We start from the raw sequence: 22,180 nt of genomic DNA, 5'->3' as shown, positions 1-22,180 counted from the left end.
CTGATCTCTGGGCTGCGAAAGGAACCTTAGTTCCCGGCGCTTTCCATTTTGCGATGGGCGACTACCTCTTCCAGCCAACCCAGTTTCATCTCGGGGACCGAACTGAGCAGCAGATCAGTATAGTCGTCGAAGGGCGGGCTGAGCACCTCGGATTTCGAGCCGTAGCGCTGCACCTTTCCCTGATACATCACCGCGATCGAGTCGCTGATGGCGCGGACCGTGGCAAGGTCATGCGTGATGAACAGATAGGCCACATCCTCGATCTTCTGCAGGTCGAGCAGCAGCTTGAGGATGCCATCCGCCACCAGCGGGTCGAGCGCCGAGGTCACCTCGTCACAGATGATCATCTTGGGCTTGGCCGCCAGCGACCGCGCAATGCAGACGCGCTGTTTCTGGCCACCGGACAGTTCCGCCGGATAGCGGTCCATGAACTTTTCGCCCAACTCGATTTCGTCCAGCAACTCGATGATCCGCTTGCGCTTTTCGGCACCACGGATGTTGAAGTAGAACTCCAGCGGGCGACCGATGATGGTGCCGACGGTCTGGCGCGGGTTCATCGCGACATCCGCCATCTGGTAGATCATCTGCAACTCGCGCAAGTCTTCGCGGGTGCGGCCCGCCAGATCCCGCGACAGGGTGCGCCCGACAAAGTCGATCTGCCCCTCGCTGGGTGGCAGAAGGCCGGTGATGACCCGCGCAAGCGTCGACTTGCCCGACCCGGATTCACCCACAACCGCAAGCGTCTGCCCGGGATGAAGATCGACCGTCACGTTCTTGAGCACGTCAAAGTTCAGGCCCTTGTAGCGCGCCGTGATGTTCTTGACGCTCAGCACCGGTTCCGGCGTGGGTTTCTTTTCTTCATGCTCGATGGACCGGACCGAGACCAGCGCCTGCGTGTACTCTTCCTTCGGGCTGTTGATGATCTGATCGGTATGGGCATATTCGACCATATTGCCCATCCGCAGCACCATGATATCGTCGCTTACCTGCGCCACGACCGCAAGGTCATGGGTGATGTATAGCGCGGCGACACCGGTGTCGCGAATGGCTTCCTTGATCGCCATCAGCACGTCAATCTGCGTGGTCACGTCCAGCGCCGTTGTGGGTTCGTCGAAGACGACCAGATCGGGTTCGGGACATAACGCAAGCGCCGTCATACAGCGCTGCAACTGACCGCCCGAAACCTGATGCGGAAACCGGCTGCCGATATTGTCCGGATCAGGCAGGCCCAGCTTGGAAAACAGCGTCCGCGCGCGCTCTTCGGCCTCTTTGCGCGAGAACTTTTTTTGTTCCACCGCCGCCTCGACCACCTGATCCATGATCTTTTTGGCCGGGTTGAACGAGGCTGCCGCCGATTGCGACACATAGGTCACTTCGGCCCCGCGCAGGTTGCGGATGTCCCGGACAGATGACTTGAGAATGTCACGGCCGTTAACCCAGACTTCGCCGCCGGTGATCTTCACACCGCCACGGCCATAAGCCATCGAGGCGAGGCCGATGGTCGATTTCCCGGCGCCGGATTCACCGATCAGCCCCAGCACCTTGCCGGGCGCGAGGTCAAAGCTGACCCCGTGCACGATCTCGATGTCATGGGGCTTTTCGCCCGGCGGATAGACGGTTGCACCAATTTTCAGGTCGCGGACCTTGAGAAGCGTATCACTCATCCCCGGCCTCCTTTCAGCGATGTGGTGCGGTTCAGCACCCAGTCAGCCACCAGGTTCACCGAGATCGCCAAAGTGGCGATGGCAACAGCCGGCAGCAGGGCGGCGGGAATGCCATAGACGATGCCCTCCTTGTTCTCTTTCACGATGCCGCCCCAATCCGCCTCAGGCGGTTGCACGCCAAGGCCAAGGAACGACAGGGTTGAGACGAAGAGAACCGCAAAGATGAAGCGCAGCCCCATCTCGGCGATCAGCGGGCTGAGCGCGTTGGGCAGGATCTCGCGGAAGATGATCCAGCCGATTTTCTCACCTCGCAGGCGCGCGGCCTCGACATAGTCCATGACAGAGATATCCACTGCAACGGCACGCGCCAGACGATAAACGCGGGTTGAATCCAGCAGACCCATCACCAGGATCAGGATCGGAATGGTAACCGGCATCACCGACAGTACCACCAGCGCAAAGATCAGCGTCGGGATCGACATGATCAAATCGACGAAGCGCGACAGCACCTGGTCCACCCATCCGCCCATCACGGCGGCGAAAAAAGCCAGAACCGAGCCGGTCACGAAGCTGATGATCGTCGCGGCGGTGGCGATGAAGATCGTTGTGCGCCCGCCATAGATCATCCGGCTGAGCAGATCGCGACCGATATTGTCGGTGCCCAGCCAGAATTTGGATGACGAGGGCTCCCACACGTCGCCCACCACCTCGGCCATGCCGTAAGGGGCGATGATCGGCGCGAGCAATGCCATGAGAAAATAGACGGCCGTGAGGAACAGCCCGATCAGTGCAGAGATTGGGATGTTCTTCATTTCGGATGCCTCAGTCTCGGGTTCGCCAGGATGGAGACGATGTCGGCGATCATGTTGAGCAAGATATAGACCGCCGCGAAGATCAGGCCGCAGGCCTGTACCACGGGCACGTCACGTTTCGACACGTGATCCACCAGATACTGTCCCATGCCGGGATAGACAAAGACCACCTCGATCACCACGACGCCGACAACCAGATAAGCTAGGTTGATCATGACCACGTTGACGATCGGCGCGATCGCATTGGGAAAGGCGTGGCGGTAGATGACCTGAAACCCGCTCAGACCTTTCAGTTCGGCGGTTTCGACATAGGCCGACTGCATCACGTTCAGGATCGCGGCGCGGGTCATGCGCATCATGTGCGCCAGAACCACAAGCGTTAGAACGATGACAGGCAGGGCGATGGATTGCAGTTTCTGACCCAGGCTCATGCCGTCATTGATCATGGCGACCGACGGGAACCAGCCCAGCTGAACGGCCAGATAGTACATCAGCAGGTAACCGATCAGGAATTCCGGGATCGAGATCGAGGCCAGCGTCACGCCCGAGATCAGCTTGTCGGGCCAGCGGTCCTTGTAGCGCACCGCGATCAGGCCCAGCAGGATGGCCAGCGGCACCGAGATGATGGCGGCCCAGAAAGCAAGGAAAAGAGTGTTCGACAGGCGTTGACCGATGCTTTCGGCAATGTCGCGCCCGTTGGTCAGCGCAGTGCCCAGATCGCCTTGCATCGCACCAAAGAGCCAATCGAAATAGCGCGTGACCGGGGGGTCGTTCAACCCCAGTTCTTCACGCAGGTTTGCCAGTGATTCAGGGGTGGCTGACTGGCCCAGAATGGATTGTGCCACATCGCCCGGCAGGATCATCGTGCCCGCGAAGATCAGGATCGAAGCGGCGAGGAGGAGGAGGAGGCTCAGCGCGAGGCGCTGAGCAACCAGTTTCACTACGGGATGCATACTCTGGGCCCTTAGGCTTTCCAGGTCTTTTTAGGTGCATACCAGTTCATCATTGCGCCGTTCGGATCGGGATCATATCCCTGAACCTCGTTGCTGACCGCATCGATGAAATCATTGAACATCGGCAGGATCAAGCCGCCTTCATCACGGACCATCCTGCCCATCTTGGAGTAGATTTCCTTGCGCTTGGCCGGATCCAGCTCGGCTTTGGCTGCCAGCAGCATCTCGTCGAATTCAGTACGTTTCCAGCGTGTGTCGTTCCAGTCGGCGGTCGACAGGTAGGCCGTGGTGTACATCTGGTCCTGAACCGGGCGGCCTGACCAATAAGAGGCGCAGAACGGCTGTACGTTCCAGACTTCCGACCAGTAGCCATCATTCGGCTCACGCTTGATTTCCAGCGGGATACCTGCGGCCTGTGCAGATTGCTGGAACAGGGCTGCCGCGTCCACCGCACCGGGGAAGGCGCCATCGGCGGTGCGTAGGATGATGGGCGAGCCGTCATGGCCGGACTTGGCGTAATGCTCCTTGGCCTTTTCCAGATCGAAGACGCGCTGCGGGATCGTGTCATCGAACAGCGGATAGGCTGCGTTGATGGGCATATCGTTTCCGATACCACCGTAACCACGCAGGATCTTGTCGACCAGTTCCTCGCGATTGATCGCGTATTTCAGCGCGAGACGCAGTTCATTCTCGTCGAACGGTGCGGTGTCCACATGCATGATGAACACATAGTGACCGCGGCCCGATACGCTTTTGACGGACAGGTTCGGCGCGCGATCAAGTAGCTGCGCGATCTTCGGTTCCACGCGGATGATCGCGTCAACTTGGCCGGACTGCAACGCTGCGGTACGTGCGGTTGCGTCGTTAAGGGTCAAAATCTCCGAGCTGTCGTAATGCCCGACGGAATCGTCCCAATAGTTGGGGTTCTTGACGAAGCTCATGCGCACGCCTGGCTCGTCCGATTCAAGCACATAGGGACCGGTGCCGATTGCGGCGTTCGGGTTGTCAAAGCCACCATCCGGCTGGATCACCAGGTGGTAGTCACTGATCAGATAGGGCATGTCCGCATTGGCTGAACCCAGCGTCAGTTCGAACGTGTCGCCATCGGTGCGCATCGACTCGATGTCCTGCACAATACCAAGCGCACCCGATTTGGAATCCTCGTTGGTGTGACGCTCGATCGTGCGCTTCACATCCTCGGCGGTCACGGCCTGGCCGTTCGAAAACTCAATACCCTGGCGGATCTTGAAGCGCCAGGTCTTGGCGTCTGCCGAGCCTTCCCAGCTTTCGGCCACCAGGCCTTCCAGCTCACCATTGGCGTCCACTTCGACCAGGGTTTCACCCCAGTGACGGCCACCACCGATCGGCACGTCGGATGCATAAAGCGCCGGGTCTTGGGTGTTGGTGCTTTCACCGCCCTGGATACCCATTTTGAAGGTGCCGCCCTTGACCGGGCCGGCCGCCTTGACCGCGCTGGCGAACATAGTGCTGGCAACAGCGGTGGACACACCCAAGGCTGCGGCTTTGCCCATGAACTCACGGCGGTTCATTTTTCCAGCCGTTACGCGGCCGGACATAAAGTCAAGTTGGTCGTTCATCGAGATCTCCCGGTTGAGAAGTTGCGCGCTTGGCGCGCGGTTTTTGTTGATTGACGAGTCAAGGTTTGCGTATTTCGCACCGTCCGGCAAGGCTTAATGTCCGGTATACCCATCATGGGACAATCTCGCGCAGCGCTCTATTCGCAACGCGGTGTCGCATTGCGTGGCGATATTGTCGTTTCCCCGCTTGAAACGAAGGGGCACCCGGCATCGGACCGGGGGTTGAGCCGGATCGGCTTTTTCATGTTTCAAAGGGAATTGCGCCTGAAACAAGTGCCCAGATGGCCTCATTTCGAGACTGGGGGCAGGTGCAGCGAAGCAAATTGATTCCTCCTGCGTCGGATCATTCTGCCCGGGGTCAACGCCTGTCCGCAGTGTCCATCCAGATCGTCACCGGGCCGCTATTGGTCAATTCAACCGACATATCCGCGCCAAACACTCCCCGTTCAACGAGGATGCCGTGGCTGTGCAACTGCTCGGCAAAGACCTCGTACAAGCGCTTGCCCTCATCGGGTGCTGCCGCTTCGGAAAACCCCGGCCTGTTGCCGCGTCTGGTGTCGGCGGCCAGCGTGAACTGGCTAATTACCAGCGCCGCGCCGCCGGTGTCCTTCACCGAAAGGTTCATCTTGCCTGCCGCATCGCTAAAGATCCGCAGTTTGGCAATCCTGGCGGCAAGCTGAACGGCGTTTGCGTGATCATCGCCCCGCATGGCGCAAATCAGGATCAGCAGGCCCGTTCCGATCTGACCAGCTGTTTCGCCTTCGACCGTGACACTGGCCTGTGTCACCCTCTGGATCAATGCGCGCATCTTGTCTGCAGCCTTTTTTTCAACTGTCGTGCCATTGCGTGAACGCATCCGGTTCCGCCCGTTCGGTGCGAAATCCGTTGGCCGGATGCGCGGTGTCGGAATAACCGAAGGAGATCGCACACAGTACGAGAAAATCCTGTGGAATGTCGAAATACCGGTGCAGGAACGGGCCTTGGCTGGCCACCGCCGCTTGCGGGATCGTTGCAATGCCAAGCGCCTGTGCGGCGAGGCAAAAGGCGGTGACGAAGCCGCCGCAATCCATCGCTCCGTAGGCGCCCAATTCGGCGGGGCTTGAAAGGATGGCGCAATGGGGCGCGTCAAACAGCGCAAAGTTCCGCATCATTTCGCGCGCCGATCCCATGCGATCGCCCTTGCTGACGCCCACCGCCTCATAAAGCGCCCAGCCACAGGCGCGCCGCCGGTCCTGATATACGCCGCTATAAGAGCTAGGAAAGGCCAGATCTGGTTTCGGCGCGGTGTTTTGCGCCACTTCGGTCAGGGCAGCGCGAAACCGGTCGGTCGCAGCACCACTGATCACATCCACCCGCCAGGGCTGCGCATTGCACCAGCTAGGCGCACGGCGAGCGGTGGCAAGGACTTGCGCGATCGTGGCTTTGGGTATCTCCGTTGGCACGAAGGCGCGGCAGGAGTGCCGCTCTGCCATCAATGTGTCGAGTGCCTGCAGGTCCATCCAGTGCCCCTTCATGCCCTATTGATTGGTCGCAACCACGTATCCGACGCCAGCTGCCACCAGCAGCCCGAGGGTGACCGCGAAGGTGATCTTGATCACCGACCACGGCCGCTCGCCCTGCACCCGGCCAGTCCGGCCATTCACAACAAAGCGATAGGTCTCGCCGCGAAACTTGTAGGCCGCCAGCCAAACCGGCAGCAGGATATGCTTGAAGGTCACGTCCGAGATGGCGGTTTCGATCCCGTGGACGCGCTGGCGATCGCCGCCGATGTCAAACCGCACGTCGCGGTCGATCACCCGGTCCATATGCGCACGTGCCTCGCCATAGCCCTCTTTCAGCTCGACCGTATAGGCCTCGGCGCGAAACCCCGCCAGGTATTCCGGCTGATACGGCTCCAGCGCCGGCAGGTCCCAAGGTTCCAGCGCGTCGGTGTATTTCTTGGGCAAGGATCGTGAAGCCAGCACCAGAACGTCGTCAAAGAACCGCGCCACGCGGCCCGATTTCGGTGTCCAGCGCACCTTAGGCACCTGTTGCTGCACCTTTTTGCCATCGCGCATGACCGTTCGGGTCACATAATAGACAATCCCGCGTTCGCCGCGATAGCGCGACTTGGTATCCGCATCGAAGGTCCAGTAGGGCACATAGATGCCCTGCATCTTGCGCCCTTTGCGGGCATAGTTCTGCAACCCGTTCGGCGCGAACCAGAGTGCTCCCAGCCAGTCCGCCATGGCCTTTTGCGCCGTACGTTCATCCAACGCGAATGGCAGCACGCCGCGCGGCTTGATGTGGCGGTTGACGCCTGTGTCGGTCACCACCGGCGTGGCGCAGAACGGGCATTCGGCGGCATGGGTGTCGGGGTCGAACTCTACCTGCGCCGCGCAATTGGGACAGGACAGCACGCGGGTCTCTTCGATCTCGGCCTCGGGCAGAGCCTGCGCCATGGCCGCATCGAAATCCAACTCGCGCAGGGCTCCGCTTTTCCAGGGTCCGGCGCTGATCTTGTCGGTGTTACCACAATGTCCGCAGACCAGCGCACCGCTGGCAGGGTCGAACCGGTAATCGGCCCCGCACTGATCACAGGGGAACCGGTGCTCAAGCTCTGCCACGGATCAGACCCCGGGAGGTGGCGGCGGCAGGATGGTGAAAAGCTGCGCCAGTTCCTGCACGTCCTCTGCCCGTTTCCAGCCGTCCTGACCGGCTGTCCAGACATAGGTCTCACGGGTGATCTCGCCCGCCGTGGCCATGCGCCCCAGCTTGGCTTTGGAAAACGGACCCGAGGTCTGCCCGTCCACCGCGATATGCCACACATGCTCGACTGGAGGTGGGGGCGGCGGTGCCACGGAGGCGGCCGGTTGCGCGGCAGCGGGGGCGCGCGCGCCCCAGGGGCCAGACGGTTGACCCGCTGCCATGTTCCCCATCTGCTGCGCCATCGCCACACCCATTCCCATGCCAAGCCCGGCGCCCATTCCACCACCACCGCCGGGGTTGTTGGCGGCGGCGGTCATTGCTTCGGCGGCGGAATATTGGGTAAACTTGCCCAGATCGCCCGCCAGTCCCATCGAGGTGCGCTTGTCCAACGCTGCCTCGACTGCGGGCGGCAGCGAAATGTTCTCGATATAGAACTCCGGCATCTCCAGCCCGTAGCTGTCCAGCACCGGTGAGACCTCTGCCGCGATGAGCTTGCCCAGATCGGCGGTATTTGCGGCCATGTCCAGCACCGGAATGCCCGAGCCTGCGATGACGCGGGAAAACTCCTGCACGATGATGTTGCGGATCTGATAGCTGATCTCGTCCATGGTGAACTCGCCGTCGGTGCCGACGATCTCGATCAGGAACTTGGCCGGGTCCTTCACCCGCACCGTATAGGTGCCATATGCGCGGATGCGGGTTGGACCAAACTCGGGATCACGTAGCATGATCGGGTTCTTGGTACCCCATTTGAGGTTGTTGAACCGGGTCGTGTTGACGAAATAGATCTCGGATTTGAACGGACTTTTGAACCCGTGATCCCAATGTTGCAGCGTCGTCATGATCGGCATGTTGTTGGTTTCGAGCATATAAAGCCCCGGCGTAAACACATCCGCCAATTGCCCCTCATGCACAAACACCGCCGACTGCCCCTCGCGCACGGTCAGCTTGGCGCCGTATTTGATCTCATGCCCCTCGCGCTGGAACCGCCAGACCATGGTGTCGCGGGTGTCATCGACCCAATGGATGACATCGATGAATTCACCGGAAAGAAAGTCGAAAATACCCATGGTCAAATCCTTCTCCTGTCGTTGGGCCTATGAGGACGAGCCCGTAAGTTCTAATGCAATCTGCTGCATGACGGGGCGAGCCTCGTCGGCGGTCATGCCCTGCCGCAGGCGCGGGTCATAAAGCATTTTCAGCAATTTCTCGTCATGGCTTGTCAGCAGCGCAAACTCGTCATCGTCATTGAAGATCGAGGGCCGCGCGGCCGGGCTGTCATTGGGCAGGCCCAGCCCTTGCGAAATCTCTTCGTGAATGCAGCTGAGCCGCACCAGATCGGGATGTTCGGCCCGCACAAGTGCCACAGCGCGGGTATAGTTCTGCGGCGTGCCGTTGCCCGACACGGCGACGACGAGGCAATAAAACGAGCGGGGCAGATTTTCGAACAGCGCCAGTTCATTTGCTCTGATCGATGGAATGATCTGCTTCAGTCGCTTTTGGACGAAGTCGGTATCGTCCTCACCTGCCACGAAGACATGAAAGTTCGGATTGCGGCTGTTTGCGCTGATCGGATGTCCGGTCAACCGGGCGAGGCGACCCGCGAAATTGGCGACGTTCTTGCGGTCCTGTTTACGCCGCGCCAGCGGGACCGAGGCACCGAACTCGGTCTTGATCCGCACCGGACCGGACCAGCGGCTCAGCCGTCCGCTGGCGCGGCGGCTGGACAAGGGCGCGGAGGCCTGAGAATACTCATCAAAAAAGGCGATCATCTCGAAATTGCGCACCAGATCGTCGGCGTCATACGGCGTGTCGGGGCCGCCGCCATCGGTGCGCAGCAGCCCGCGCGTCAGCAGGTCGTTCTGCACTTTCTCGTAGTAGCGCGCCAGATCCTGACTTTTGGCCGAAGGGATGGTGACGACGGGCTCTGCCGGGACCAGCCCGGCGGGGCGGACGGGTGGTGTCAGCGAGGTCTGAAGACCCTGCTCACAGCCGGCAAGCAGCACCAAGGCAAGGGCCGTGGCCCCGATCCGGGCCGCCCCGACCCGAGAATGTGCCCCAGCGCGCCGCACCGAAGGTCAGCCGGGAACCGCTGTGGATGCGGTGTCGCCCAGGCCATCCTTGCGCGCCTTGGCTGAGGCCAGAGTGTCGCGCAGCTCGGTCTCCATCTTTTGCAGTTCCTCTTCGGCTGCGGCGCGCTTGGCCTTGCCTTCGTCGGCGATCTGCAGGCTCTCGTTGATGGTGCCGATCAGGTCGGCATTGGCCTGCTTGACCGCTTCGATGTCGAAGACGCCGCGTTCCATCTCCTGCCGGATCATCTTGTTGCTTTCGCGCAGATTGGCGGCATTGGCGGTCAGCAACTCGTTGGTCAGGTCGTTGGCGTCGCGCACGGCGGTGGCGGCCTCGGCGCTGCGCTGGATGGTGACGGCCTGCGCCAGCTGGGTCTCCCACAGCGGCACGGTGTTCACCAGCGTCGAGTTGATCTTGGTCACCAGTGACTTGTCGTTTTCCTGCACCAGCCGGATCGAGGGCAGCGACTGCATCGTTACCTGCCGCGTCAACTTCAGGTCATGCACCCGGCGTTCCAGATCGTCGCGGGCGGCGCGCAGGTCGCGCAGCTCCTGCGCTTTCATCACCTGGTGTTCCTCGGGCGCGGCTTCGACGGCTGCTTCCTTTTCGGGGATTTCGGTGCTGTCCAGTTCGGTCAACTTTTCCTCGCCCGCCGCGATATACAGCGCCAGTTCGTCGTAGAAACCCAGCGTCTTGTCATAGAGCAGGTCGAGCGATTTGATGTCTTTCAGCAGCGTGTGTTCATGGCCCAGCAGGTCATCGGTGACTTTATCGATCTGGCCCTGCACCTCCTCGAAGCGAGCGGTGAACTTTGCAAATGGCGCGGCCCGGCCCATCAGTCTTTCCCACCAGCTTGCCTTGCGCCGCACATCCAACTCGCTGACCGAAAAGCCGCGAATGGTGGTTACGATATTGCGCAGGCTGTCACCGGCAGGGCCCACATCCTTGTTGCGCACATCGGCCAACATCGCCTGGCTGATTTCCTGCAATTCGGCCTGCGCGCCGGATCCGAAGGACACGATCGAGTTCGTGTAATCCATGTTAATCTCGGCCATGCGCTGCCGAATCTCGGCCTTGACCGGTTCGTCGGCCTCTTCCAGAGGCACGATGGCGTTCTGCGGCTCGGGCAAGGTGATCGCGGTCACCTCATCGACGATCGCTGTTGCCTCTGCGGCCTTCTTGCGAATGGTATCGGACATGAAAAACTCCCCTGGTTATACTCGTGCCGGTCAGTCCAGCCGCACGCCTTCGCGCTGCAATCTCTCGCGCAGCACCTCTATTTCAACGGTCAGGTCGCTGCGGTCGTCCAGCAGCATCTTGCGGGTGCGCGCGGTAAAGTTCTGCTCCAGATCGTCCAGCAGCGCGGTGTAGTCGGTCAGCGCCTGCGCGTCGCGGGTGCGGGCATGAATGTCGGCAAACTTGACCGAGGCGTCGCGGGCACCACGCAGATAGACGGTCAGGTATTTGCGCGCTGCGGTCAGGTCGCGGGGGTCTTCCTCGACCGTGCGGAACAGCTCGCGCGCTGTGGCCTGAAACCGTTCGACCCGCGCTTCGATCCTGCGATCACCGGCGCGCTTGATGGCATCGCTCATCTCGGCAAGCAGCGTTTCGGCCTCGTCCACCGCACGGGCGACGCGATCTTGCTGAAAGGTATCGATGCCTTCCATGCCCTTGTCCTTCATCGGGTCGAGGCCAAACGCGGTCCCATGTAGCACCGCAGTGGCAATACCATAGAGAGCCGGAGCCAGCAGGCTGGCACTGCCCGCATCCATCATGTCGTTCTTGAAGGCAGCCAGCCCGATGCCAAGCCCGGTCAGGGACGAGGCGAAAATCTTGCGCGGAAAAGCCGGGCGGCGGGCCACCTTGCGGGCGTGATAGGCGCTTTCGGCGCGCAGCCCCTCACGCAGCACCCAGGCCGCCAACACCAGCAGTGCGGCGGCGACCAGCCCCAGGGTCAGGCCCACGGCCCCGTCATTGAGTGAAAAGAATGCGATCAGCAGGGGTGGCAGAAACAGGATATTTGTGCGGAATCCCGCCGGATCGACCCGCGCCCCGTCGAACTGGCCGCGCTGGTTGGGTATCTGGGCGGTGTCATCTTGTGATTGCGGGCTGTACTTCCCGCCGAATTTCTGTGCCATGACGTCAGAGCCCGCCGATCCAGCCGGTGGCGACACCCAACATCAGGATCAAAAGCCCGACAAAGGCGGCTTTCTGGATGCCAGATTGAGACATAACTCCCCCGAACTCGGATGCGTTGGCTGCGAATCTAGGCGATGCAGGCGCGCCTTGCTAGGGGGAAGGTAGCCGTAAAACACTCATGAGCGAGGGTTTTTTGCCCCGGTTCTGCGATGACGTTGCGGACGGGCAGGGCGTTTTTCGGCCGGTTTGGCCTCGGCGTCCAGCCCAAGCTGGTCGCGCAGCACACGGCGGCGCACCTCTTCAACATCGCCCTGCTTGAGATTTCCTAACTGGAACGGGCCATAGGACACCCGAATCAGCCGGTTCACAGCATAGCCGATATCCTCCATCGCGCGGCGGATTTCGCGATTCTTGCCCTCGCGCAGACCCACGCTAATCCAGGCATTTGCGCCCTGCTGGCGGTCCAGCGTGACGGTCATCTTCTGAAACCGCTCGCCGTCGATCACCAGACCCAGCCGCAGCGGCGCGAAATCCTCGTCCTTGGGGCGGCCATTGATCCGTACCCGATATTTGCGCAGCCACCCGGTCGAGGGCAGTTCCAGCTTGCGCTTGACGCCACCATCATTGGTCAACAGCAAGAGTCCCTCGGAATTAATATCCAGACGCCCCACGCTCATCACCCTGGGCAACTCTTCGGGCAGGCCATCATAGATGGTCGCGCGGCCCTTTTCGTCGCTGGTCGTGGTGACCAGCCCGGTTGGCTTGTTGTACAGCCACAGCCGCGCGGGCTCGGGCTCGCCCACCTGTTTGCCATCAACGGTGATCTTGTCGCTGGCGGTGACGTTCAGCGCCGGGCTGTCGATCTTTTTGCCGTTCACCGAGACGCGTCCAGCGCCGATCATGCGTTCGGCTTCGCGGCGCGAGGCGATCCCGGCGCGGGCCAGAACCTTGGCGATCCGGTCGCCGGGAGGGGGAGAGGTGCTCATGGCCGGGCTTTAGACCATTTGCCCCGCTTGCGAAACCCGAAGATGTGCGGCAGTCAGGGGCATGATGTTCCGATCCCATATGGCGCAGGCGCTGGACGAGGCGCGCGCGGCCGCAGAACGCGGCGAGGTGCCGGTGGGTGCGGTAATTGCTGCGCCGGACGGCACGGTCGTGGCTGCGGCGGGCAACCGGACCCGCGAGTTGAACGATCCCACCGCCCATGCCGAAATCCTTGCCCTGCGCGCCGCCTGTGCGGCTGCTGATTCCGAGCGGCTGACCGGGCATGACTTGTATGTCACGCTGGAGCCCTGCGCCATGTGCGCCGCCGCGCTGGCCGCCGCCCGGATCGGGCGCCTCTACTACGGTGCCGCCGATCCGAAATCGGGCGGTGTCGCCCATGGCGCGCGCGTTTTCAGCCATCCTCAGGCGCATCATGCGCCACATGTCTACGATGGAATCGGCGCAGAGGAGTCCGAGCACCTGCTCAAGGCGTTCTTTGCGGCGCGGCGTTAGGTCTGCGACCACTTCAAAGCAAAGGTCGTGTGCTCGCCGGGTAAACCCTTCAGAAAAACCGACCGGGAGGCCCCGAAACTCAGATCCTCCTCACCGCCGGCCAATAGACGTGTCGCATCGGACACACAGATTTCATCGGGCGTGGCAGAGGCCGCAACCCGTGCCGCCTTGTTCACGACCGTGCCGAAAAAATCGTCATCGGTCTGGATCACGTCGCCTGAGTGAATTCCGATGCGAATCCGAAGCCGTGGTTCATCTTGCTGTGCCCCGTTGCGCTGCTGCAACTCGGTGGCTGCCAGCAACGCGGCCCGCGCCGAGGAGAAACTGGACATCGTTCCGTCGCCCAGCGATTTCACCAACTGACCGCCTTGCCCCTCGATCGTATCACGGGTCAGGTCGAGGTGTTTTCGCACCGCTTCGGTCCAGACCCGATCCCCCAGCATCTCTGCGATGGCGGAGGAATTCACAATATCGGTGAACATCACCGATGCCATCCCCTCGCGCTGGTCCTGACGGAATCCGTCCCGAGCGGCCAAGACCAGCGCGTCCAGCGCCATATGCTCGATGCCGAGCTTCTCCATGTTCGGTATCGGGTTGGAGACGTGGAGCTGGACCATCTTCCACACGCCGTCCTCAAGATGCAGGACAAAGGTGAACCGGTGCAGCATCGCCTTTTGGTTGCTGGCAAAACGCAGCGTGGCGATGCAATGCGCCCAACCGACCGCGCCGCATTCGAAGGCTTCCAGACTGTGCTCATCCCAGTCAAACTCCGGGATTTCAGCCACATGATCGGGAAACCCCTTGCGAAACAGCGCGCCGGACCAGCTTTCCCCTTCCGCCGAGCCCTGATACCGCAGGTGTTCGGACCCCGACAGCATGTTGGACAGCACGGCCCTGTCCTTGGTTCGAACCGCATCGTTCCAGCGCTGCACGACGGCGATCAGTTCCGGCGAGGGGCAAACAGGCTGGGTCATGGAATTGCCCGGCTCATGCGGATTTCACGACAAGCTCGCGTGGAATATCGGCAAGTGGGCGGCCCCCTTGGGGTGTCACCACAAAGCTTTCGGTGATCGCCAGACCCCAGTCCGGTGTCCAGAGGCCGGGCATCAGGTGAAAGGTCATGTTTTCTTCGAGCGGAGTTGTGTCGCCGGGGCGCAGGCTCATGGTGCGTTCACCCCAGTCGGGCGGGTAGCTGAGCCCAACGGGATAGCCGGTGCGGTTGGCTTTGACATAGCCCGCGCGTTCAAAGCTTGCATAGACGCAAGCCGCGACCTCTTCGCAGGTCACACCGGGGCGGGCGGCGGCGAGCGTGTCTTCGATGGCGGTCAGGATTGCGGCCTCGGCCCGGCGGATATCGTCCGGTGGCGTACCCAGAAACAGCGACCGGCTGGCTGGGCAATGATATCGATGAAAGCACCCCGATACCTCGAAATAGGTCGCCTCGCCTTGGGTCATCGGGCGCGCGTTCCATGTAATGTGCGAGGCGGACGCCTCTTTGCCCGAGGGCGCAATAGGCGCGATGGCCGGATAGTCGCCGGGCAGGCCGGGCAAGCCTGCAACACCTGCCGCCTGTACCTGCGCCACCAGCTCGTGCTTGGGAACGCCTTCGCGAAATCCCGCGCGCAGCACCTCGTGCATATGCGCCGTAAGCTGCCCTGCCTTGCGCATCATTGTAAGTTCCGCTGGGCTCTTGACGGCGCGTTGCCAGTTCACCAACCCTGTCGCATCCTTGAGTGCCGCGTCTCCAAAGGCCTGCTGCAACACGCGATGGCTGGCGGCGGAATAGTAGTAATTGTCCAATTCGACGCCTAATTTGCGCGCCCAGCCCTGATCATGCAGCAGCGCTACAAGCGCCTCGATCGGGTGGTGGTCGGGGTGTTGGACATGCTCTTCCGGCCAGTCATGCAGGTCCTGCAGGTTCAGCCATGTGGTTTGTGCCGCACCGGGCTTGTCCTGCGTTCGCCCCCACCAGAGCGGCGCGCCGATTGCGGGCAGGATCACCATCTGCGGCACATAAAAGCTCCACCCGTCATAGCCGGTCAGCCAAGCCATGTTGGACGGGTCCGTCACCAGCAGTGTGTCGATGCCCTGCGCGGACATGGCCGTGCGGGTTCTTTCAATCCGCTGGTCATACTCGGCCTGCGAGAAATCCGAGGCGGGCATCAGAGTTGGATTTTCTGCATGACAACCGGCTCAATCACGTCGACACCGGGCAGCCCGTCGATCAGGTCCCGTGCCGATTGTTCGAGGATCGGGAAGGTCTTGTAGTGGCAGGGAATCACGGTCTTGAAATTGAAATACTTCTTGGCAGCATAGGCCGTGCTCTTCATGTCCATGGTGAAATGCCCGCCCGCGCTGAGCACGCCGATATCGGGTTTGTAATACTCCCCCATCCAGTCCATGTCGGCCATGATGGCGGTATCGCCCGAAAGATAGACGGTCCTGCCCTCGGTGCGCAGCATGAAGCCCACCTCGCTGCCTCCGGTGCGCAGCCCGTCGGGCGTCGAAAAGGTCGAGCTGTGCGAGGCGGGCACCATGCTCAAGCTGGCACCGCCCAGATCGACCGTACCGCCCTTGTTAAAGCCCATGGTTTCGATCCCCTCGGCCTCGGCCCAATATCCCATCAGGTCATATTGGCCCACCACTGGCACGCCCAGCTTCTTGGCGAGCGGCAGCACATCGACTACATGGTCGAAATGGGTGTGCGTCAGTAGGATGTGGGTGGCCCCAGCTATGGCGTCGTCATGCCTGTCGTCGGGCAGGACCGGGTTTCCGGTCAGCCATGGATCGAGCAGCAGAACCTTGTCGCCGGTCTCGATCCGAAAGCTACCATGGCCGAGCCAGATGATATCCATGAGGTCACTCCTTTTTCCCTGTTGGCAGCAGCCTAGCATCGGCTAAGTAAAAATCCATGGAGTGGACGCGTGAAATCGACGGCTATTGCGAGCGGCTTGACCCGGGCTACTGGGCCGAACCGATCAATGCGGTGACCAATGCCGCCTTCCTGATCGCCGCGTTCATCATGTGGCGCCGCGTGCGCGGGCAGGGCCTGCCGCTGGCGATGGTGCTGGTGGTGATCCTGGCGGCGATAGGGGTGGGCAGCTATCTGTTCCACACCCACGCGCAGGTCTGGGCGGCGATGGCGGATGTTGTGCCGATCCTGCTGTTCATTCTGGTCTATTTCTATGGGGTCAATCGCGACTTTCTGGAGTTGAACCGCGGGCCGGCTTTGGTGCTGACGGCGATGTTCGTGCCTTATGCGGTGGGCACCGCACCGCTCTTTGGATTAGTGCCGGGACTTGGCGGGTCGTCGGTCTATGCACCGGTGCCGTTGCTAATCTTGATCTTTGCAGCTGGCCTGAGGTCACGTGCGCCCGAAACGGCAAGGGGCATGGCCATCGGAGCGGGTATATTGGTCCTGTCGATCACCTTACGGGCACTGGACGGCCCGCTTTGTGAGGTATCACTGATGGGCACGCATTTCCTTTGGCATATCCTGAACGCGATCATGCTGGGCTGGATGATCGAGGTTTACCGGCGCCACATGCGCCCGCATGGCAGAGCTGTGGCGATATAACGAGCGGAGCCCGCGCAAGAGCAGGGCGAATGAGAGGGGAACGGATATGGCAGAGCTATCAACAGATGTTCTGGTCATCGGCGGCGGTACCGCGGGATTTGGCGCGGCGGTGGCGGCGGGACGGCAGGGGCTTGATGTGATCCTGCTGGAATCCGGGCCGAAGCTGGGCGGCGTGATGGCCTTTTGCCCCGGCATGCCTTGGGGCGCGGCCTATCCGCAGGATGTCAGCATCGGCGGGCTGATGCAGGAATTGGAACAGAGGCTCGCGTCGATGGACCCGCCGATGGCCGAAAAACGCCCCTGCACGCTGGAGAATTTCGGTCCCGAGATCCAGTACGACCACGACATCGCTACGCTCACCATGTTCGAGATGCTCGAAGAGGCAGGCGTGCGCGTGCATGTGAACAGCACGGCGTTTGCCCCGCAGATGCAAGGTGACCGGATCGAGGTCGTTGAATTCTACGACCGCCGCGGCCCGCATCTTGTCCACCCCCGGATCGTCATCGATTGCTCGGGCGATGGTGATATTTCGGCCAAATCCGGCGTGCCTTATACACTGGGGGACGGGCAGGGAAACATGATGGGCGTGACGCTCTCCTTTCTGATGGTGAATGCTGATTGGAAACGGGTCTTTGCCGAGGACGATCCTTATTTTCGGGGCCACGCGGCCAAAGGTATCTCCGAGGGCCGGTTGCATGAGCATTTGGCGCAGCTCTATCTGATGAAGGGGTTCCACCATGATACGGTGTTCTGCAACTCGGTGGTGATCCGGGGCGTCGATGGCACCGACCCGCAAGCCATGGCACGCGCCACCCAGGAAGGTCGCCGCCGCTGTCGCCAACTGGCCGATTTCCTGCGCAGCGACATTCCGGGATTCGAGCGGTCGCGCCTGACCTATCTGGGCCCCACAGTGGGGGTGCGTGAAACCCGCAAGCTGGAGGGCATGGTGCAGGTCACCGGCGCGGATCTGGCGCGCGGTCGCAAATTCGATGACGGAATCGTCGCCTGCGATAACCCCATAGATGATGTGATGCGTGCCTCGGACGAGATGACCCATGATGCCATGGTCGAGCAGGGTGGATTTTATACGATCCCGTTCCGGTCGCTGGTGCCGAAGCGGATCGAAAACCTGATGTTCGCGGGCCGGATCCTGTCCGCTGATCCGACCGCATTTGCCTCGGTTCGGGGGATGCCGCAATGCATGACGATGGGGCAGGCCACTGGGGTCGCGGCGGCGATGGCGCTGGGCAAGGGAATCGCGGTGCAAGAGACCGACACCGATGCTCTGGTCGCGGCTTTGCAGGCGCAGGGCGTGCGTGGTCTGGGCGGCACCTCTTTGACGGGGTGAAACGCGCGCACCAGCCCTTGCGACCCGGCGCGTGCGGCGGTAAATGCCCCCTGACGCATATGAGGGAAGCCGATGTCGATTGACCAAAGCACCGCCGCCAAAGTGGCCAAGCTGGCCCGGATCAAGGTCGAGGAGGGCGCACTGCCGGCGCTGGCCTCGGAATTCAACACGATCCTCGGGTTCATCGAGCAACTGAACGAGGTGGATGTCGAGGGCGTCGAGCCGATGGTCTCGGTCACGCCGATGCGCCTGAAACGGCGCGAGGATGTTGTGGCTGATGGTAACCAGCAGAACAAGGTGCTGGCCAATGCCCCCGATGCGCGCGAAGGCTTTTTCGCGGTTCCGAAGGTGGTGGAATAATGACTGATCTGAACACTCTGGGCCTGGCCGAGGCCCGCGACCTGCTGCGCAAGGGCGAAACCACTTCTGTCGAACTAACCCAGGCCTGTCTGAAGGCCATCGAAGACGCCGGTGCGCTGAACGCCTTCGTGCACAAGACGCCCGAGATCGCGATGGAACGCGCCAGCGCCGCCGACACCCGTATCAAGGCAGGCGACGCGCCCGCGATGTGTGGTCTGCCGGTGGGAATCAAGGACCTGTTCTGCACCAAAGGTGTAGAAAGCCAGGCCGCCAGCGCCATCCTTGAAGGGTTCAAGCCGGAATACGAATCCTCGGTCAGCCAGCAACTGGCCGATGCGGGTGCGGTCATGCTGGGCAAGCTCAATATGGACGAGTTCGCCATGGGGTCCTCGAACGAGACTTCGACCTATGGCAACGTGGTCAACCCATGGCGGCGCGGCAATGATGATGCGCCGCTGACGCCGGGTGGGTCCTCGGGTGGTTCGGCAAGTGCCGTGGCTGCCGACCTGTGTTTGGCGGCGACCGGGACTGATACGGGCGGCTCAATCCGTCAGCCCGCCGCCTTTACCGGCATCACAGGCATCAAGCCCACCTATGGCCGCTGCTCGCGCTGGGGCATCATTGCATTTGCTTCGTCGTTGGATCAGGCCGGGCCGATGACCAAATCGGTGCGCGACGCCGCGATCATGCTCGAGGCGATGTGCGGCCATGACCCCAAGGATTCGACCTCCGCCGATCTGGCGGTTCCGAATTTCGAGGCGATGCTGACCGGTGACATCAAGGGCAAGAAGATCGGTATTCCGAAAGAATACCGGATGGAGGGCATGCCCGCCGAGATCGAGCAGCTCTGGGCGGACGGTACTCAGATGCTCAAATCCGCCGGTGCCGAGATCGTCGATATCTCGCTGCCGCATACGAAATACGCACTGCCCGCTTATTACGTGATCGCACCGGCGGAGGCGTCGTCGAACCTCGCGCGTTATGACGGTGTGCGCTATGGTCACCGGGCGCAGTTGGCGCAGGGTGACGGCATCACCGAGATGTACGAGAAAACCCGCGCCGAAGGTTTCGGCCACGAGGTGCAGCGCCGGGTGATGATCGGCACCTATGTGCTGTCGGCGGGCTTCTATGACGCCTATTACAACCGCGCGCGCCGGGTTCGCACCCTGATCAAGAAGGATTTCGAGGACGTCTTTGCGCAGGGCATCGACGCGATCCTGACGCCCGCGACCCCGTCCGCCGCCTTTGGGTTGGGCGAGATGACCGATGCCGATCCCGTTCAAATGTATTTGAACGACGTCTTCACCGTGACCGTTAATCTGGCCGGCCTGCCGGGCATATCGGTGCCTGCCGGGATCGACAAACAAGGGCTTCCGCTGGGTCTGCAGCTGATCGGGCGGCCCTGGGAAGAGGGCGATCTGCTGAATACGGCCTATGCGCTGGAGAACGCCGCGGGCTTTGTGGCCAAAGCCGGGAAATGGTGGTAGACACCCGCCGAAGCAAAATCAGCAGGACGATTGTCATGCGTGTACTCTATCTGGTTCCCGTTTTTGGGGTTTTGGCAGCTTGTCAGACGACCGTTCCCGATTCCGGGGCGGGGTTCAATACGCCCACCTATCAGGCACAGCGCGAGGCCGTCCTTGCAGGCCAGACCGTGACCGGCGACCCGCTGGCACCACCCTCTGTGGTGTCCTCCGAAACGCTTGGTGCAGCTGGTGCGCCGCTGTCCGCCACCACAAATCCGACGCCCGGTGTGTCAGGCACCGGCACCTCTGCGCCCGCCACCGGCAGCGCCGAGGATATCGCCCGCGAAACCGCCTATGCGCTGCAGCAATCGCAAGGCAATTCCGGCGTGGCACCGGTGCAGGCCAGTCCGTCGAACCCGGCGCCGCAACTGATCGATAATGTGGGCATTTCGGACGAGAACGACTTCAACGCCGTCTCCAGCCGTCAGAGCATCGAAAGCGACGCGCAGCGGATCGCGCAGAACCGCGCCAATTACCAGCAGGTGGCGCCTACCGCGGTGCCGGAACGCAGCGGATCGGCGCAGCCCAATATCGTGCAATACGCGCTGAGCACGTCGCATCCGAAGGGCACCAAGCTCTATTCGCGGGCGGGCTTCAATCTGCAGGCCAAGGCGCAGCGTAATTGCGCAGGCTTCGCTTCGCCCGATCTGGCGCAGATCGCGTTTCTCGAAGGAGGCGGGCCGCAGCGTGACCGCAAAGGGCTGGACCCCGATGGCGACGGCTATGCCTGCAACTGGGATCCGTCCCCGTATCGCAGCGCCGTCAGCAACTGAGGCGTGGAGCCGCTCTGGCATCCATCGCCCAATTGCGGCCCGCGCCGCGACGGGCTGAAGCCATCAATTGTCGTTCTGCACTACACCGCCATGGCCAGCGCCGAAGCGGCTCTGAAGCGTCTCTGCTTGCCAGAGGCTGAGGTCTCGGCGCATTACCTGATTGGGGCTGACGGCACAACTTGGCAGATGGTGCGCGAAGAGGACCGCGCTTGGCATGCCGGTGCCGGAGAGTGGCGGGGACTTATGGATATCAACTCGCGTTCAATAGGAATTGAGTTGGACAACACCGGCACAACGCCTTTCGCGGAACCCCAGATGGCAGCGCTCGAGGAATTGCTGCCGGCCATCCTGACACGTTGGGATATCTCGTCTGAGAATGTTATCGGCCATTCCGACATGGCACCCGGTCGCAAGATCGACCCTGGCCCGCGCTTTGATTGGCGACGGATCGCTCGACAGGGTTTGGCGAAACGCGGTGGGTGTGACGACGGCCCGGGTGACCCGTCGAAGCAGACATTTCGCGCCATTGCCCGCGACGCTGGCTACACCGCCGATGTGGATGACGAAACATTGCTGACAGCGGTGCGCTTGCGTTATCGCCCACATGCCACAGGCCCGCTTGAGTCGCAGGACTACACTCCGCTGGGGCCTTCGGCGCTCTGGACCTGACAGGTCTTGACCACATCATCGACGCGGAATAGGTCGAACCCTGCGCGGAGGGCCGGATGGCCGCGTGGGGTGCGCCTCACGAGGAAAGTCCGGACTCCCTGAAGCAACGGTGCCGGGTAACGCCCGGGCGGGGCAACCCGACGGAAAGCGCCACAGAAATGAAACCACCTTGGGGATGTCAGAGGTTCGCCTCCGGCCAAACCAAGGCAAGGATGAAACGGTGGGGTAAGAGCCCACCGCGCCGCTGGCAACAGCGGTGGCACGGCAAGCCCCACCGGGAGCAATGCCAAATAGGACCCCCGCGCGGGCAGGTCGGCGCAAGCCGAAACCGCCGCTAGGCTCGCTTCAGCTGAGAGGGGTCGGGTTGGCAGCTGGAGGTGCCCGGCAACGGGCGCCCTAGATGAATGGTCATCGAAGGGGGCAACCCCGGAACAGGATCCGGCTTACAGGCCCTCCGCGCAAAATCTCTGAATCCATTTGGTTTTAGAGCGGATTCACCGCTACAC

General features: G+C 61.8%; 22 protein-coding genes and 1 other RNA gene. 8 read left to right on the top strand and 15 right to left on the bottom strand.

Going from position 1 to position 22,180, the window contains the following annotated elements; genetic code table 11:
* Positions 1–26: 26 nt before the first annotated feature.
* The 12 genes from AB1E33_RS14385 to AB1E33_RS14330 all read right to left on the bottom strand — a co-directional run bounded on the left by AB1E33_RS14385 (position 27) and on the right by AB1E33_RS14330 (position 12,910).
* A complete protein-coding gene (locus AB1E33_RS14385; protein ID WP_372577963.1) occupies positions 27–1,664 on the bottom strand; it encodes an ABC transporter ATP-binding protein in 1,638 nt (545 codons plus the stop codon).
* Entirely contained in the window at positions 1,661–2,476 is an 816-nt protein-coding gene (locus AB1E33_RS14380) for an ABC transporter permease (RefSeq protein WP_372577962.1), read from the bottom strand. The genes AB1E33_RS14385 and AB1E33_RS14380 overlap by 4 nt, the downstream gene beginning before the upstream one ends.
* Complete coding sequence (locus AB1E33_RS14375; RefSeq protein ID WP_249707939.1) at positions 2,473–3,429, bottom strand: ABC transporter permease; 957 nt, start codon at positions 3,427–3,429, stop codon at positions 2,473–2,475. The genes AB1E33_RS14380 and AB1E33_RS14375 overlap by 4 nt, the downstream gene beginning before the upstream one ends.
* Before the next feature lie 11 nt (positions 3,430–3,440).
* Positions 3,441–5,027, bottom strand: coding sequence for an ABC transporter substrate-binding protein (locus AB1E33_RS14370; RefSeq protein ID WP_372577961.1), 1,587 nt, complete (start codon positions 5,025–5,027; stop codon positions 3,441–3,443).
* A gap of 358 nt (positions 5,028–5,385) precedes the next feature.
* The gene (dtd, locus tag AB1E33_RS14365) at positions 5,386–5,835 is read right to left on the bottom strand and encodes a D-aminoacyl-tRNA deacylase (RefSeq protein WP_372578171.1); all 450 of its coding nucleotides are present in this window, start codon (positions 5,833–5,835) and stop codon (positions 5,386–5,388) included.
* A gap of 19 nt (positions 5,836–5,854) precedes the next feature.
* The gene (locus tag AB1E33_RS14360; RefSeq protein ID WP_372577960.1) at positions 5,855–6,526 is read right to left on the bottom strand and encodes a nitroreductase; all 672 of its coding nucleotides are present in this window, start codon (positions 6,524–6,526) and stop codon (positions 5,855–5,857) included.
* Between the two features lie 18 nt (positions 6,527–6,544).
* Positions 6,545–7,633: a primosomal protein N' (replication factor Y) - superfamily II helicase gene (locus AB1E33_RS14355; RefSeq protein WP_372577959.1), complete on the bottom strand. Its 1,089-nt coding sequence runs from the start codon at positions 7,631–7,633 to the stop codon at positions 6,545–6,547.
* 3 nt (positions 7,634–7,636) lie between these two features.
* Positions 7,637–8,785: an SPFH domain-containing protein gene (locus AB1E33_RS14350; RefSeq protein WP_372577958.1), complete on the bottom strand. Its 1,149-nt coding sequence runs from the start codon at positions 8,783–8,785 to the stop codon at positions 7,637–7,639.
* Between the two features lie 27 nt (positions 8,786–8,812).
* Positions 8,813–9,787 (bottom strand): DUF2927 domain-containing protein, encoded by a 975-nt coding sequence (locus AB1E33_RS14345; protein ID WP_372577957.1) that lies wholly within the window; start codon positions 9,785–9,787, stop codon positions 8,813–8,815.
* A 6-nt stretch (positions 9,788–9,793) separates the two neighbouring features.
* Entirely contained in the window at positions 9,794–10,984 is a 1,191-nt protein-coding gene (locus AB1E33_RS14340; protein ID WP_372577956.1) for a toxic anion resistance protein, read from the bottom strand.
* Between the two features lie 30 nt (positions 10,985–11,014).
* Positions 11,015–11,923, bottom strand: coding sequence for a 5-bromo-4-chloroindolyl phosphate hydrolysis family protein (locus tag AB1E33_RS14335; protein ID WP_372577955.1), 909 nt, complete (start codon positions 11,921–11,923; stop codon positions 11,015–11,017).
* 177 nt (positions 11,924–12,100) lie between these two features.
* Complete coding sequence (locus AB1E33_RS14330) at positions 12,101–12,910, bottom strand: pseudouridine synthase (protein ID WP_372577954.1); 810 nt, start codon at positions 12,908–12,910, stop codon at positions 12,101–12,103.
* A 61-nt stretch (positions 12,911–12,971) separates the two neighbouring features.
* Here AB1E33_RS14330 and AB1E33_RS14325 point away from each other — a divergent pair, with 61 nt between their 5' ends.
* Positions 12,972–13,421, top strand: a complete 450-nt coding sequence (locus AB1E33_RS14325; protein WP_372577953.1) for a nucleoside deaminase — start codon at positions 12,972–12,974, stop codon at positions 13,419–13,421.
* Here AB1E33_RS14325 and AB1E33_RS14320 read toward each other — a convergent pair.
* The 3 genes from AB1E33_RS14320 to AB1E33_RS14310 are packed head-to-tail and all read right to left on the bottom strand — an operon-like array spanning position 13,418 to position 16,276.
* Positions 13,418–14,395, bottom strand: coding sequence for a nuclear transport factor 2 family protein (locus tag AB1E33_RS14320; protein WP_372577952.1), 978 nt, complete (start codon positions 14,393–14,395; stop codon positions 13,418–13,420). The genes AB1E33_RS14325 and AB1E33_RS14320 overlap by 4 nt on opposite strands.
* A gap of 13 nt (positions 14,396–14,408) precedes the next feature.
* Complete coding sequence (locus tag AB1E33_RS14315) at positions 14,409–15,584, bottom strand: M24 family metallopeptidase (RefSeq protein ID WP_372577951.1); 1,176 nt, start codon at positions 15,582–15,584, stop codon at positions 14,409–14,411.
* Positions 15,584–16,276 carry a metal-dependent hydrolase gene (locus AB1E33_RS14310; RefSeq protein ID WP_372577950.1) on the bottom strand — a complete coding sequence of 231 codons (693 nt, stop codon included), beginning with the start codon at positions 16,274–16,276 and terminating at the stop codon, positions 15,584–15,586. Before AB1E33_RS14310 ends, AB1E33_RS14315 begins: the two co-directional genes overlap by 1 nt.
* A gap of 56 nt (positions 16,277–16,332) precedes the next feature.
* Here AB1E33_RS14310 and AB1E33_RS14305 point away from each other — a divergent pair, with 56 nt between their 5' ends.
* From AB1E33_RS14305 to rnpB, 7 genes are all read left to right on the top strand, one after another.
* Positions 16,333–16,998 carry a ceramidase domain-containing protein gene (locus tag AB1E33_RS14305; protein ID WP_372577949.1) on the top strand — a complete coding sequence of 222 codons (666 nt, stop codon included), beginning with the start codon at positions 16,333–16,335 and terminating at the stop codon, positions 16,996–16,998.
* Positions 16,999–17,044: 46 nt separating this feature from the next.
* Entirely contained in the window at positions 17,045–18,346 is a 1,302-nt protein-coding gene (locus AB1E33_RS14300) for an FAD-dependent oxidoreductase (protein ID WP_372577948.1), read from the top strand.
* 72 nt (positions 18,347–18,418) lie between these two features.
* Entirely contained in the window at positions 18,419–18,706 is a 288-nt protein-coding gene (gene gatC / locus AB1E33_RS14295; RefSeq protein WP_372577947.1) for an Asp-tRNA(Asn)/Glu-tRNA(Gln) amidotransferase subunit GatC, read from the top strand.
* Entirely contained in the window at positions 18,706–20,193 is a 1,488-nt protein-coding gene (gatA, locus tag AB1E33_RS14290) for an Asp-tRNA(Asn)/Glu-tRNA(Gln) amidotransferase subunit GatA (protein WP_372577946.1), read from the top strand. The genes gatC and gatA overlap by 1 nt, the downstream gene beginning before the upstream one ends.
* Before the next feature lie 35 nt (positions 20,194–20,228).
* On the top strand, positions 20,229–21,005 hold the full coding sequence (locus tag AB1E33_RS14285; RefSeq protein ID WP_372577945.1) for a hypothetical protein: 777 nt from the start codon (positions 20,229–20,231) through the stop codon (positions 21,003–21,005).
* 3 nt (positions 21,006–21,008) lie between these two features.
* Entirely contained in the window at positions 21,009–21,674 is a 666-nt protein-coding gene (locus AB1E33_RS14280) for an N-acetylmuramoyl-L-alanine amidase (protein WP_372577944.1), read from the top strand.
* A 44-nt stretch (positions 21,675–21,718) separates the two neighbouring features.
* Positions 21,719–22,136, top strand: an RNA gene (rnpB, locus tag AB1E33_RS14275) — RNase P RNA component class A.
* Positions 22,137–22,180 lie beyond the last annotated feature (44 nt).

The sequence above is a fragment of the Ruegeria hyattellae genome (genome assembly GCF_041537925.1).
In the GTDB taxonomy this organism is placed as follows: domain Bacteria; phylum Pseudomonadota; class Alphaproteobacteria; order Rhodobacterales; family Rhodobacteraceae; genus Ruegeria_C.
Note: the sequence above shows the minus strand (reverse complement) of the source record. Positions and strands in the feature narration are given on the sequence as shown.

What these genes read in the sequence shown, in the direction of transcription:
- AB1E33_RS14385 (WP_372577963.1), bottom strand. Translation starts at nt 1,664, where the DNA reads ATGAGTGATACGCTTCTCAAGGTCCGCGACCTGAAAATTGGTGCAACC.
- dtd (WP_372578171.1), bottom strand. Translation starts at nt 5,835, where the DNA reads ATGCGCGCATTGATCCAGAGGGTGACACAGGCCAGTGTCACGGTCGAA.
- AB1E33_RS14300 (WP_372577948.1), top strand. Translation starts at nt 17,045, where the DNA reads ATGGCAGAGCTATCAACAGATGTTCTGGTCATCGGCGGCGGTACCGCG.
- AB1E33_RS14360 (WP_372577960.1), bottom strand. Translation starts at nt 6,526, where the DNA reads ATGGACCTGCAGGCACTCGACACATTGATGGCAGAGCGGCACTCCTGC.
- gatA (WP_372577946.1), top strand. Translation starts at nt 18,706, where the DNA reads ATGACTGATCTGAACACTCTGGGCCTGGCCGAGGCCCGCGACCTGCTG.
- AB1E33_RS14310 (WP_372577950.1), bottom strand. Translation starts at nt 16,276, where the DNA reads ATGGATATCATCTGGCTCGGCCATGGTAGCTTTCGGATCGAGACCGGC.
- AB1E33_RS14330 (WP_372577954.1), bottom strand. Translation starts at nt 12,910, where the DNA reads ATGAGCACCTCTCCCCCTCCCGGCGACCGGATCGCCAAGGTTCTGGCC.
- AB1E33_RS14380 (WP_372577962.1), bottom strand. Translation starts at nt 2,476, where the DNA reads ATGAAGAACATCCCAATCTCTGCACTGATCGGGCTGTTCCTCACGGCC.
- AB1E33_RS14320 (WP_372577952.1), bottom strand. Translation starts at nt 14,395, where the DNA reads ATGACCCAGCCTGTTTGCCCCTCGCCGGAACTGATCGCCGTCGTGCAG.
- AB1E33_RS14350 (WP_372577958.1), bottom strand. Translation starts at nt 8,785, where the DNA reads ATGGGTATTTTCGACTTTCTTTCCGGTGAATTCATCGATGTCATCCAT.
- AB1E33_RS14315 (WP_372577951.1), bottom strand. Translation starts at nt 15,584, where the DNA reads ATGCCCGCCTCGGATTTCTCGCAGGCCGAGTATGACCAGCGGATTGAA.
- AB1E33_RS14370 (WP_372577961.1), bottom strand. Translation starts at nt 5,027, where the DNA reads ATGAACGACCAACTTGACTTTATGTCCGGCCGCGTAACGGCTGGAAAA.
- AB1E33_RS14325 (WP_372577953.1), top strand. Translation starts at nt 12,972, where the DNA reads ATGATGTTCCGATCCCATATGGCGCAGGCGCTGGACGAGGCGCGCGCG.
- AB1E33_RS14305 (WP_372577949.1), top strand. Translation starts at nt 16,333, where the DNA reads ATGGAGTGGACGCGTGAAATCGACGGCTATTGCGAGCGGCTTGACCCG.
- AB1E33_RS14340 (WP_372577956.1), bottom strand. Translation starts at nt 10,984, where the DNA reads ATGTCCGATACCATTCGCAAGAAGGCCGCAGAGGCAACAGCGATCGTC.
- AB1E33_RS14285 (WP_372577945.1), top strand. Translation starts at nt 20,229, where the DNA reads ATGCGTGTACTCTATCTGGTTCCCGTTTTTGGGGTTTTGGCAGCTTGT.
- gatC (WP_372577947.1), top strand. Translation starts at nt 18,419, where the DNA reads ATGTCGATTGACCAAAGCACCGCCGCCAAAGTGGCCAAGCTGGCCCGG.
- AB1E33_RS14375 (WP_249707939.1), bottom strand. Translation starts at nt 3,429, where the DNA reads ATGCATCCCGTAGTGAAACTGGTTGCTCAGCGCCTCGCGCTGAGCCTC.
- AB1E33_RS14335 (WP_372577955.1), bottom strand. Translation starts at nt 11,923, where the DNA reads ATGGCACAGAAATTCGGCGGGAAGTACAGCCCGCAATCACAAGATGAC.